The sequence below is a fragment of the Streptomyces sp. NBC_00442 genome, from assembly GCF_036014195.1.
Classification (GTDB): domain Bacteria; phylum Actinomycetota; class Actinomycetes; order Streptomycetales; family Streptomycetaceae; genus Streptomyces.
Genome location: NZ_CP107918.1, coordinates 3,753,866 through 3,767,105, shown reverse-complemented (window position 1 = coordinate 3,767,105; position 13,240 = coordinate 3,753,866). Strand labels below are relative to the sequence as shown.

3 protein-coding genes are annotated in these 13,240 nt (G+C 73.0%); all 3 read right to left on the bottom strand.

All coding sequences use genetic code 11. The features are described from left to right. Nucleotides 1–19: 19 nt before the first annotated feature. Genes OG432_RS16970 through OG432_RS16960 form a run of 3 tightly spaced genes read right to left on the bottom strand, consistent with a single transcriptional unit; the run spans nucleotide 20 to nucleotide 13,206 of the window. Nucleotides 20–6,064, bottom strand: a complete 6,045-nt coding sequence (locus OG432_RS16970) for an aminotransferase class III-fold pyridoxal phosphate-dependent enzyme (RefSeq protein WP_328311778.1) — start codon at nucleotides 6,062–6,064, stop codon at nucleotides 20–22. Continuing rightward, entirely contained in the window at nucleotides 6,061–12,369 is a 6,309-nt protein-coding gene (locus tag OG432_RS16965; RefSeq protein WP_328311777.1) for a type I polyketide synthase, read from the bottom strand. The genes OG432_RS16970 and OG432_RS16965 overlap by 4 nt, the downstream gene beginning before the upstream one ends. Nucleotides 12,370–12,414: 45 nt before the next feature. Further along, complete coding sequence (locus tag OG432_RS16960; protein WP_328311776.1) at nucleotides 12,415–13,206, bottom strand: CmcJ/NvfI family oxidoreductase; 792 nt, start codon at nucleotides 13,204–13,206, stop codon at nucleotides 12,415–12,417. Between the last annotated feature and the right edge of the window lie 34 nt (nucleotides 13,207–13,240).

Genomic DNA, 13,240 nt, shown 5'->3' with positions numbered 1-13,240 from the left:
TTCCAGGATCGGAGCGGGTTCAGGGAGCGGGCAGCTGGTCGACGGGCTGCTCGGGGTCGCTGACGAGGGCTTCGAGGAGGGTCCTGAAGTAGGCGCTCCAGGCCCGCGCGGTCGTCTCGTCGAACAGGTCGGTGCGGTAGTCGAAGTCGAGCCGCACGCCGCCGTCGGACTCAAGACCGTCGAGACGGAAGTCGACGAGGGCGAACCGGGTCGGTACGGAACGGAATTCGGCGTCGAGGCCGTCGAAGGCCGGGCAGGGCACGTCCCGGTCCAGATTGAAGACCGTACGCAGCGGGAGCGGGAACGGCCGGGTGGCTTCCCCGGTGGCTTCGCGCAGCCTGGCGAACGGGACTTCCTGGTGTTCGAAGGCCGCCAGGACCACGTCCCGGGTCCTGCGCAGATGGTCCGCCACCGTCGTGCCGGGGGCGAGTTCACTGCGCACCGGCAGGAAGTGGGCGCAGTACCCCACCACCGAACCGCTGTCCTTGAAGGGGCGGTTGGCCTGCGGCGTACCGATGACGATGTCGTCCTGGCCGGTCAGCCTATGGGTGAGCAAACTATATACGGCCAGCAGAGTCATGAACAGGGTCGCCTTGTGGGCCCGCCCGGCCTTCTTCACCGCCTCGCACAGCTCGGGTTCGAGGGTGGTGGAGACGCGCCCGCCGCGGTGCGAGGGCGCCTCGGTGCGCCCGTGGTCGGCGGGGAGCAGGGTGGCGGGGAAGCCCCGGCCGAACCGCTCGGTCCAGTAGGCCTGTTGCGCTTCGGCGTCCGGGCGCCGCCGCTCCTGCCACGCCACGAAGTCGCGGTGCTGAAGCGGCTCGGGCAGGGCGGCGTCGGTGCCCCTGCGCCCGGCGGTGTACAGCGCCGCGATCTCCTCGACCAGGACGGACACCGACCAGCCGTCCGAGACGATGTGGTGGGTCAGCAGCGTCAGGTGGTGCAGGTCGTCGGCCAGCCTGAGGACGGCGACCCGCAGCAGCGGGCCATCGGCCAGGTCGAAGGGCTTGTCCATCTCCTGCCGCCACCACTGGGCGACCGCCTCGTCCTGACCTTGCGCGGGCACCGCGGTGAGGTCGACGACGTCGACGGGAATCGTGAGCTCGGGCCTGATCTCGGCGCCGCCGCCGGCCGGGAAGACCGTGCGCAGCGCCTCGTGCCGGGCGACCAGCGTGTTCACCGCGCGGCGCAGTGCGGCCAGGTCGAGCGGCCCTCGCAGCAGGATGTCGTCGGGGACCGTCCAGGACGGCTCGCCGTCCCTCGCTTCCCTTTCCAGCGCGAGCAGTTCGCGCTGCTCCTCGCCGAGCGCCGTGGCGCGGGGCGCCCGGTCGGGGGCCGGGGGCAGGAAGTCGCCGGCGCGCATGGCCGCGATCGATTCCTCGACGGCGGTGATGATGCCGTCGATGTCCTCGTCGGTGTGCGCCGTGGACAGGAAGCAGGTCCTGCCCTCCCAGATGTAGATGCCCCGGGACAGCAGGTGGAAGTGGAACACCTCGATGTCGAGGGGCTGGTAGGCGTAGCTCGCGTTGCCCTTCCACGCGAACCGGAACACGGACGCGAAGTGGAGCACCCGGATCGGCACGCCCTGGGCCTCGAAGAACGCGTTGAGCCTCTCGGCCATGGCGGTGGTGCGGGCGGTCAGCGTCCGCTGGAGCTCCGGCCCCTGCTCGCGCAGGTGGCGCAGGATCGCGCGGGTGCTGGCCATGGCCAGGGGGTGCATTTCGAAGGTGGAGCCGATGTACGTCTTCTCGCTGTCCGGGTCGGGCCCCGGGCCGTCCACCCAGTCGCCGCCGTCCACCCGGTCCAGGAACTCGGCCCGTCCCGCCACGACACTGACCGGCAGTCCGCCGCCGACGACCTTGCCGTACGCGGCGAGGTCGGCCCGTACGCCGAAGTGGGCCTGCGCGCCGCCCGGGTGCACCCGGAAACCGGTGATGACCTCGTCGAAGATCAGCGGGACGCCGACGCGGGTGGTCAGGGCGCGCAGTTCCTTCAGGAACTCCCCGGGCTGGAGCGTGGGATTGCGGCTCTGCACGGGCTCGACCAGGACGCCGGCCAGTTCGTGCGCGTGCTCCTCGATGGCCTTCAGCGCGGAGGCGGCGCCGTAGGTGAGGATCAGCGGGTCCTGGGCGGCGCCGGGCGAGATGCCGGGGGCCATCGGCACGGAGTGCGTGGGGTCGCCCAGCACGTCGGGCAGCGCGAGCACCCGGTCGTCCTGGCCGTGGTAGGACCCGGAGAACATCACGAAGCGGGAGCGTCCGGTGGCCGCCTGGGCCATGCGCAGCGCGCCGCGTACCGCGTCGGTGCCGGTCACGGCGAAGAACAGGCGCTCCATGCCGGTCATCTCGCAGACCAGCTCGGCGACTTCGTCGGAGAGCGCGGAGATCGGACCGGTCTGGAGGGCCAGGCCCAGCTGGTCGGAGACGGCTTCGGTGACGAAGTCGGGATCGTGCCCGCACAGCAGCACACCGACGCCCATGGCGATGTCGATGTACTCGTTGCCGTCGATGTCCCAGAAGTGGGAGCCGCTCGCCCGCTCGCCGATGACCGGGTAGGAGACGGAGCGGGTCTCGGGCCGCACCGACCGCATCCGGGTGTCGGCGCGCAGCGCCCGGTAGTCGACCGCGCGGGCCAGGGACCCCGCGGTGCGCTTCTTGTACGACGTCAACAGGTCGGCCAGATGCGCACTTTGACGTTCCGTCAGAATGCGAGGGGGCGCGGCGGGCGCCTCGGTGCGCTTCGGCGCGGGCTGCGCCTGACGGGGGGCGGGCAGCGCGGCCGGTGTGGCGGGCGCCGGGGCGGCGCCGTGCCGTGCGAGGACGTCGAGCTGCTGGGACATGACCTTCAGCTGGGCCGCCATGAGCCGGCCGAGCTCGTCCTGGCCGGCCGTGAGCGCCAGGTCCGCCGGGGCCGGGGCTGCTCCGGCCAGCGCCAGGGGCTCGGCCGGCGGGGCCTGCGCCCCGGGCGCCGCGGCGGGGGCCGGGCCGGGGGCCGGCTGGTCGTCGGGCAGCGCGTGGCCCGCGGGCACCTGGGCGTCCAGGTGCCCGGCGATGGCCTCCAGGGTGTCCAGGTCGTCGAAGAGCCGGCCGACGGTGAGCACCACCCCGTACAGGTCGGTGATGTCCTGGATGAGCCGCACCATCAGGAGCGAGTCCGCACCGAGGTCGACGAGGCTGGATCCGGGCTCGACGTCCTCGGGCCTCATCTCCAGGCCCACGCTGATCCGCTCCCGCAGATCCGCGAGGATCCGTTCCCGCCGTCCGGCCTGCGTGGCCTGCGTGGCCTGCGCGGGAACCGCCGCCGCGCCGAGGGGTTGCTGAGGCACCGTCGTTCCTTCTGTCTGCGTGAACCAGTGGGGCGTGCGCTGGAAGGGGTAGGTCGGCACCGACACCCGCCGCCGGGGGTAGGGGCCCTCGAAGGCGGCCCAGTCGATGTCGACGCCGGACGCGTGCAGTTCGGCGACACTGTGCAGCAGCTGCTTCCAGTCGTCGCGGCCCTCCCACAGGGAGGACAGCCAGCGCACCGAAGGGCCGGTCCAGCTCTGCCGGCCCAGGAGTTGAAGCACCGGCTGCGGACCGATCTCCAGGAGGGCCCCGGGGCCCTCCTCGGCGAGCGCGGCCATGCCGTCCGAGAACCGCACCGGCTCCCGCATGTGACGGCGCCAGTAGTCGGCGTCCACGGACGCGACGACGCCGCCCGTGACGTTGGAGATCATCTTGATGCGCGGCGGGGTGAACGTGACGCCCGCGGCGGCCTTGGCGAACTCGGCGAGGACCGGCTCGATCATGGGCGAGTGCGGCGCGTGCGGGATCTTGAGCGGCCGCCCGTCGAGGCCGCGCTCCTTCAGCAGCGCCAGCGCTTCGGCGACCGCGTCGGCGACCCCGGCGACGAGGGTCTCGCGCGGCCCGTTCATCCCGGCGACGCCGACCCGGCCCGCGAACCCTTCGAGCACCGGGGCGATCTCGGCGGGCGAGGCGAAGACGGCGGCGGTGGCCCCGCCCGAGGTCGCTTCCTCGATCAGCGCGGCCCGGCGGGCGACCAGCTTCAGGCCGTCCTCCAGGGAGAAGAAGCCCGCGACGCAGGCGGCCGCGTACTCGCCGGTGCTGTGCCCGATGACCACCTGCGGCTCGACGCCCCACGACTGCCACAGCCGGGCCAGCGCGTACTCCAGCGCGAAGATGGCGGGCTGGGCGTGCGAGGTCCGCTCGATCAGGCCGGCCCCCGGCCCGTCGGGCTGCGGGTACAGCACGTCGAGCAGCGGGGCCTCCAGGAGGCCCTGCTCGCGCAGGATCGCGTCGCAGCGCTCCAGGGTCGCGCGGAACCCGGAGTGCGTGTCGAACAGGAGCCGCCCCATGCCCGCGTACTGGGAACCCTGGCCGGTGAAGAGGAAGGCGACCGGCGGCCGGTGGGTGGCGTGCCCGGTCGAGATCCTGGCGCGGCGCCCTTCGGCGAAGGCGGACAGCAGGTCGGCCGCGTCGGCGCCGTTCGCGGCGGACGCCACCAGCCGGTGCGGGAAGGCCGTGCGCCCCGACGCGGCGCTGAACGCCACGTCGGCGAGCGGTTCGGCCGGCTCCCGGCGCAGGAACTCGGCGTACCGCCCGGCGAGTTCGCGCAGCGCCTCGGGGGTGCGCGCGGACAGCGGCAGCACGTGGTTCGGGCGCTCGGGCCCGTCCGCGGCGGGCTCGCGCTCGGGGGCGGCCTCAAGCACGATGTGGGCGTTGGTGCCGCTGAACCCGAACGAGCTGACGCCCGCGGCGCGGGTGCCGGCCGGCCACGGGCGGGCCTCGACCGGGACGTGCACGGGCAGCTCGGCCCACGGGATGTGCGGGCTAGGCTCCTCGAAGTTGAGGTTGGGCGGGACCTCGCCGTGCTTGAGGACCTGCACGGCCTTGATGAGGCCGGCGACGCCCGCCGCGGCCTCCAGGTGACCGATGTTGGTCTTCGCGGCGCCGATCAGCAGCGGCCCCGCGGCGCCGCGGTCGCGGAAGACGGTGCCCAGCGCGTCCACCTCGATGGGGTCGCCCAGCTGGGTGCCGGTGCCGTGCGCCTCCACGTAGCCGACGTCGTGCGGCGCGAGTCCGGCATCGGCCAGCGCCTTGCGGATGACCTCCTGCTGCGCCAGGCCGTTGGGCGCGGTCAGACCGTTGGTGCGGCCGTCCTGGTTGACGGCCGTGCCGCGGATGACCGCGTGGACCCGGTCGCCGTCCGCGACGGCGTCGGCGAGGCGCTTCAGTACGACCATACCCGCGCCCTCGCCGCGCGCGTAGCCGTCGGCGCGGGCGTCGAACGTCTTGCACCGGCCGTCGGCGGCGAGCGCCGAGCCCTTGCAGAACGCGACGAAGGCGTCCGGCGCCAGCATCAGGCTCACCCCGCCGGCCAGCGCCAGGTCGCATTCGCCGCTGCGCAGGCTCGCGACCGCCAGGTGCGTGGCGACCAGTGCCGACGAACAGGCCGTGTCCAGCGCGATGTTGGGGCCGCGGAGACCGAGGTGGTAGGAGAGCCGGCCGCCTGCCACGCTCAGCGCGGTGCCCGTCACGTCGTACATCTCGGTCGCGTGCGCGCCCTTGTTCTGCATCTGCTGGAGGTACTCGGCCTCCGAGATGCCGACGAACACGCCCGTGGCGGATCCCGCGAGGGACTTCGGGTCGCGCCCGGCGTCCTCGATCGCCTCCCACGTCACTTCGAGGAGCAGCCGCTGCTGCGGGTCGAGGCGCTTGGCCTCGCGGGGCGAGATCCCGAAGAAGGGCGCGTCGAATCCGGCGACGTCGTCGAGGAAGCCGCCCCTGCGGCAGTACATCCGGCCCTCGGCCTCCGGGTCGGCGTCGTAGTACGCCGCCACGTCCCAGCGGTCGGACGGGATCTCGCCGATTCCTTCGCCTCCCGACCGCAGCAGGTCCCAGTACGCGTCGGGGCCGTCGGCCGACGGCAGCCGGCAGCCCATGCCGACGACGGCGATCGGCTGGGACCGGTCGCGCTCCAGTTCCTTGACCCGGGTCCGCAGGCCCCGGATGGCGGTCAGTGCCTTCTGCAGCCTGAGCGCATCGGCGCTGTCGTGTCGGTCGGTCACGGCGTCATGTCCTCGTCGTCGTTGATCAGCAGGTCGAGCTCGCGGTCGACGTCGGCCCGCAGGTCGTCCAGGGGCCGGGCGGGGGGCGGGACGGACGCCTCGGTCGCATCGGCCGCGTCGGTCGTGTCCAGGGCGAGCTCCTGGAGGAGATGACCGACGAGCTGTTCGACCGTGGGGTAGTTGAAGGCGACGGTGGAGCCGAGCGCGACGTCCAGATCGCTCTGCAGCCGGTTCCTGAGCCCGACCACCATGAGCGAGTCCATGCCCAGCTCGGAGAAGGCGGCGTGCCCGTCGATGCGGTAGCCCGTGGGCAGTTCGAGCAGTGCGGTCAGCTGCTGCTCCAGGTAGTGGCGCAGCAGGTCCCTGCGTCCCTCGGCCGGTTCCGCGGCAAGGCGGGCGGGCCAGGTCTCGGTCGCGGCGGGGGGTGCCGTGCGGGTCGGTTCGGGCCGGGGGGCGCGCACGGTGGGCATCACGCCGATCTGCGCGACCGGCGCGCCGAGCAGCGCCCGCAGTGCGTCGACGCCCTGGTCCGGGGGAATCATGCCCGAGCCGGCCTTGGTCAGCCGCTCGGCCAGATGCGCCGCCATGCCGACTTCGGCCCAGGGGCCCCAGTTGACCGAAAGACCCGGCAGGCCCTGCGCCCGCCGCGACGCCATCAACCCGTCGAGGAAGGCATTGGCAGCCGCGTAGTTGCCCTGGCCGCCGTCCTCCAGGAGGGCGGCGACGGAGGAGAAGGCCACGAAGAAGTCGAGCCCCACACCCCGCTCACGCACCACCCGGTCCAACTCCACACCACCCCGCACCTTCGGCGCGAACACCCCACCGAACCGCGATGCACTCTGACCACCCAGCACACCGTCATCCAGCACACCAGCCGCATGCACCACACCCCGCAACGGCGCCACACCCTCAGCCACCGCCACCAACCGCTCCACATCACCCCCACACGACACATCCGCGGCCACCACCGAAACCCGCGCCCCAAACCCCTCCATCACCCCAACACAACGCCGCACCTCACCCGACAAACCCGACGGATCCACACTCCGACCCGCCAACACCACATGACCCGCACCCTCACGCGCCAACCACTCACCCACCCGCAAACCCAACCCACCCAAACCACCCGTCACCAGATAACTCGCATCCGACGACAACCCCACCGCCCCCTCGAAGAGCAGGACGATCTTTCCGGTGTGCTTGGTGTGCTGCATGTACGTGTAGGCCCGGGTGGCCTGGTGGCGCGGGAACACGGTCATCGGCAGCGGCCGCAGTTCCCCGGCCGCGAAGAGCGTGTTCAGCTCCGCGAAGAGGCCGGGGAGCAGGGTCGCGTCCAGCTCGGCGTCGTCCCCGAGGTCGAACGGGAAGTAGCCCGCGTCCGGACGCTCCGCCCGCATCCGCTCGGGCGACCAGACGCCCAGCTTGCCCATGTCGACGAAACGCCCTTTCTTGGCGAGGCAGTTGAGACTCGCGGGGATGAACTCCCCGTTCAGGCTGTTGAGTACGACGTCGACGCCCTGCCCGTCGGTGAGCGCCGCGATGTCGTCGGCGAAGGAGGTGCTGCGCGAGTCGAGGACGTGGGTGACGCCCATGGCCCGTACCGCGTCCCGCTTGGCCTCGCTCGCGGTCGCGTACACCTCGGCCCCCACGGCGCGCGCGATCTGCACGGCGGCGCTGCCGACGCCGCCGGACGCCGCGTGGATGAGGACCCGCTCCCCGCGGCGCAGGCCGGCCAGCCGGGTCAGCGCGTAGTGGGCGGTCAGGAACGCGAGCGGGATCGTGGCGCCTTCGGCGGGGGTGAGCCCCGCGGGCATCGCCGCGACCTGCCCCGCGCGCACGGTGACGTAGTCGGCGAAGCCTCCCTCGGCCATCGCCATCACCGGGTCGCCGACCGCGAGCCCCGTCACCTCGGGGCCCACCGCCGCGACGACACCCGCGCACTCGAAGCCCAGGGGAATGTCCCGGGCCTCGTCGATGCCGTGGGCGGTGGCGTAGTGCTCCCGCATCATGCCCAGCGAGATCAGGACGTCGCGGAAGTTCAGGCCGGCCGCCGCGACCTCGATCTCGACCTCGCCCGCCCGCGGTTCGCGCCTCCGCAGCGGGTGGGCGCGCAGGTGGTCGGGGCTGCCGTACGCGTCGAGGACCAGCCGCACCGGAGTGGTGGAGGTGGGGTTGGTGACGGGGGTGAGGGTGGGTGTCAGGCGCAGCGCGCCGCGGACCGCACTGAGCGCGTGCGAGGTACGCAGGCCGTCCTCGACCGATGCGTCCGCATCCAGGTCGACGATGGAGCACTCCAGCTCCGGGTGCTCGGCACGCACCGTACGCACCAGACCCCACAGCGCCGCCTGCGCCGGATCCACCCGGTCGCCCGGCACGACCGCCTGACCGCCACGCGTCACCACACGCAACCGCACCGGCCGCCCACCAGCAGCCAACTCCTGCACCAACTCCAGCAACCCGACCGACAACTCCAGCGCACGATCGGCCACATCCACACCCGGCGCGGGCACAGCATCCGCCACGAACACCACATGATCGGCCTCGACCAGGTCACCCACCACCCGCACACCGGACACCACACCGGCACCCGCACCGGCACCCACACCGGCACCCCTCACCAGCCAACGGCCACCCAACTCCTCGACAGCCTCCCCGGCCACCTCACCCCACTCCACACCCACCAGCCAGTCGGCCCAGGCGGGTGCGGTGGAGAAGCCGTCGCGGGGTGCGGGGCGGTCCTCGAAGCCCTCGACCTCGGCCACCACGGTGCCCGACCCGTCCAGCAGGCGGATGTCCCAGGGGCCCGCGCCGGTCCTGCGCGCGTGGATCCAGTGCGCCCGGTCTCCGGCTCCGGGGTCGAGGCGCAGCCGCGCCACCGCGAACGGCAGCCTGGCCTCGCCCCGCTCGCCGTCGGCGAGCGCGACGGCCTCGGTGGCCTGGAACAGCGCGTCCAGGAGCCCGGGGTGGACGGGCGCGACGGACGGGTCGTCCGTCGGGGCGGCCGTCACGGTCGCCAGCACCTCGTCCGCTCCCGTCCAGATGTGGCCCAGCCGGCGGAACACCGGGCCCAGTTCGATGCCGTGGTCGGCGAGGCGCGCGTACAGCTCGTCCGCGTCGACCTCCCGGCCGAGCCCGGACCGCAGGGCGTCCACGTCCACGGTCTCGGCCGGTGGCAGGTCCCTCTGGAGCGCCGCCTGGCCCGTGGCGTGCACGGGGGCGTCCTCGTCGGCTCCGTGCACCGCGCCGGCCAGCTGGAAGTCCTGGCCGGGCGCTCCGCCGGCGCGCGGGGTCAGGGACAGCTGGACCGTGCGGGTGCCCTCGTCGGGGACGACCAGGGCTTCGGGGAAGACCACGTCCGTCAGGACGACCGTCCCCTCGCCCGACACGGCCTCGACCGCGCTCGCCGCCATCGCGAGGTGACAGGCGGCCGGTGACACCAGGGCGCCGCCCACGCGGTGCTCGGCGAGGAACGGCACGGAGTCCGCGCCCAACTCGCTCTGGAACACGGTCACTCGGTACATCGGAAGGCGGATCTCGGTGTCGAGCAGGGGCCGCACCCGGGCGACGGGCGTCCGCCCCGCGCGGGCCGGCGCGGTGAACCAGTGGCGCTCGCGCTGGAAGGGGTAGGTGGGCAGCGGGACGCGGCGGGGGTCGCCGCGTCCGTCGACGGCGGCCAGGTCGACCGGGACCCCGTACACGTGCAGCGCGGCGGCTCCGGAGAGGAGCTCGGCCCGGTCGCGGCCGGGCCGCAGGCTCGGCACCCAGGCGACGTCGTCGCCCTCGCTCTGCGTCAGGCACGCCCGGCCGAGGCCCAGCAGCACGGGCTTGGGTCCGATCTCGACGAACGCGCGGGCACCCGTGGCGTGCGCGGCCCGTACCCCGTCGGCGAACCGCACGGGATCCAGTGCGTGCCGCACCCAGTACTCGGGGTCGCACAGCTCGTCGGCGTCGGCGAGGCGCCCGGTCAGGTCGGAGACGACGGCGATGCGCGGGCGCGCGTACCGCACCCGTCGGGCCACCGCACGGAACGGCTCGGCGATCGGTGCCATCAGCGGCGAGTGGAAGGCGTGCGACACCGAGAGCCTGCGGCCCTGCACGCCCTGCTCCGCGAGGGTTTCGAGGACCGCCTCCACCTGCTCGGCCGCCCCGGACACCACCACCTCTCCCGGCGCGTTCACGGCGGCGACGGACACCAGGGGATGGGCGGCGACGGCGGCCGCGACGACGGCCTCGTCGCCGCGCAACGACACCATCACGCCGCCCTGTTCGAGGCCCTGCATCAGCCGGCCGCGCTCCGCGACGAGGAGAAGGGCGTCGTCCAGCGAGAACACGCCGGCCACGCAGGCCGCGACCAGCCCGCCGACGCTGTGCCCCAGCACCACGTCGGGGGTCACGCCCCAGGAGCGCCACAGCTCCGTCAGGGCGTACTCGACCGCGAACAGCGCGGGCTGCGTGTATCCCGTCCGGTCCAGGAGGTCGTCGTGAGCGGGGTCGGCGGGGTGGAGCACCGACAGCAGGGGCCGGTCCAGGTGGCGGTCGAGGACCTCGGCGCACCGGTCGACGGCCTCCCGGAACACCGGCTCGCTCGCGTACAACTCCTGTGCCATGCCCGCGTATTGGGAGCCCTGGCCGGTGAAGAGGAAGGCGACGCCGGGAGCGGGGCGGTGCACGGGCACGTACCCGCTGTGCCCACCCCCCGCGGTCAGCCGCTCGACCAGCTCGGCCGGGGTGGCGGCCACGACGGCACGCCGGTGCTCGAAGTGGTCGCGCCCGGTGTTCGCGGTGAAGCAGACGTCGGCGAGCGAGGCACCGCCGGCGCCGCCGGCCACGAACGCGGCCAGCTGTCCGGCCGCGTCCGCCAGTGCCCGCTCGGTCCGCCCGGACAGGGTGAGCAGCCGCGCGGGATGCCCGGAGTCGTCCCGTGCCGGCGCGGCGGGCGCCGCGCCCAGCACCACGTGCGCGTTGGTGCCGCTCATGCCGAAGGAGCTCACGCCCGCCACCCGGGCGCCGCCCTCGGTCCCGGGCCAGGGGACCGGCGTGGTGGGCACGGTGAACGGCAGGTTCTCCCAGTCGATGTACGGGTTGGGCTCGTCGAAGTGCACGTTGCCCGGGATCTCCTGGTGGCGCAGCGCGAGGACCGCCTTGATGACGCCGGCGATGCCCGCGGCGCCCTCGGTGTGGCCGATGTTGCTCTTCACCGCGCCCAGCAGGACCGGGTGCGGGCTGCCGCCGAAGACCGTCGCGAGCGCGCCCACCTCGATCGGGTCGCCCAGCGAGGTGCCGGTGCCGTGGGTCTCGACATAGCCCACCTCGTCCGGCTCGACGCCCGCGTTGCCCAGCGCGCTGCGGATCAGGGAGACCTGGGCCCGCTGGTTGGGCACGGTGAAGCCGCTGGCGGGTCCGTCGTGGTTGACGGCGGAGCCCCGCACCACGGCGAGGACGGTGTCGCCGTCCCGCTGGGCGTCGGACAGCCGCTTGAGCACGATGAGCCCGCAGCCCTCGCTGCGGCCGAACCCGTCGGCACGCGCGTCGAACGTCTTGCACCGGCCGTCGGGCGCCAGCGCGCCGGTCCTGGCGAGCGAGAGCGAGGTGGTCGGTGAGAGCCGCAGGTGGACGCCGCCCGCCAGCGCCATGTCGCACTCGCCGAGCCGGATGGCCGACACGGCCTGGTGGATGGCGACGAGCGAGCTCGAACAGCCGGTGTCCATGGCCACGTTGGGGCCCTGGAGGCCCAGGACGTGCGAGATGCGTCCCGAGGCGAAGCAGAAGCCGGTGCCGGTGGCGTCGTAGTGGTCGAAGCGGGTGCCGTGCGCCTCCTCGATGAGACGCGCGTAGTCGTTCTCGGCGATGCCGACGAACACGCCGGTACGGCTGCCCCGCAGGGTCCTCGGGGCGTGCCCGGAGTCCTCCAGGGCTTCCCAGGCGACTTCGAGCAGCATGCGGTGCTGCGGGTCGAGCCGCGCCGCCTCCTTCGGGGAGATCCCGAAGAACAGCGGGTCGAACCGGTCCACGCCGTCCACGAAGCCGCCGTACTTGCTGTACAGCTTTCCCTCGGCCGCCGGGTCCGGGTCGTACAGGGACTCCACGTCCCAGCGGTCGGCGGGGATCTCGGTGATGGCGTCCACCCCGTCGCGGAGCAGGTCCCAGAACGCCGCCGGGCTGTCCGCGGAGGGGAAACGGCAGGACATTCCGATGATCGCGACGTCCTCGCGGGTCCGCGCGAGCTCGCTCTCCAGCCTGTCGATGACGAAGACGGACTGCTGGAGCGATGCCAGCAGATCGTCGTTCGGCTGCGGTCCTGCCATGTTGGGGTTCCCCTCCACCTGCTCAGTCGGTACGGCGCTTGTGGTTCAGCGCTTGAAAGCGCACATCCAGCGCACTTCGATGCTCCGCCGCAGCGGCGCGTCCGCCGGTGCCGTCGGGTCCTCGAAGGCGGAGTGCAGACAGGTCGGCGCACGGTCCGGTCGCGTGTCGAGCTGCTTGAACATCAGCACCTCGTTCGTCTGCATGCGGGGGAAGTAGAAGAAGCGGTGGCCTTCGGCGAATCCGGGGGCCGACTCCGGCGGGTGGTTGCCGATGCTTGTGTAGAAGTAGTCGTGGATGTCCTCGCGCGGCACGGAGCGCGCGTCCATCACGACCAGCGGGTGCTGGCTCACCTCGCGGTCCACCGGCTGCCAGGTGTTGTACCAGGCGAAGGCGTACTCCTGGTCCGGCGCGAGCCGGATGTCCAGCTCCGCCATCCGGGCGTCGGTGTAGCCGTAGGGGTCGTCCAGGCCCTTGTCGCCGTGCAGGAACCCGGCGTAGCCGGCCTCGAAGTCCTCGGGTTCGCCCCAGCGCACGAAGTGGTGGGTCACGAAGACCTCGTCCGCCCCGGTGCGCTCGCGCACGAGCGGGGCGAGCTCCGTGAAGTACTGGGCGACGATGGCGGATTCGTCGCGGAAGTCGACCGAGGTCTCGTGCCGGGTCAGGGTGAAGCCCGTGGTGTCCAGGCCGTACTCGATGTCCCGGGCGTTCTCGATGGGGACGCTGTGCTCGACGGTGGCGGCCGCCATGGCCTGCCAGTCGCCGATGTTCGGCGCGGTCTCGCTGTCGCACCACTCGGGCGCCAGGTAACGGACGTTGGCTGTGAGGGGAGAAGACAAGATGCGTCGTACCTTTCTCGGTCGGTCCTTGTTC

Coding starts and splice junctions, on each gene's coding strand:
- OG432_RS16965 (WP_328311777.1), bottom strand. CDS start 12,369: ATGGCAGGACCGCAGCCGAACGACGATCTGCTGGCATCGCTCCAGCAG.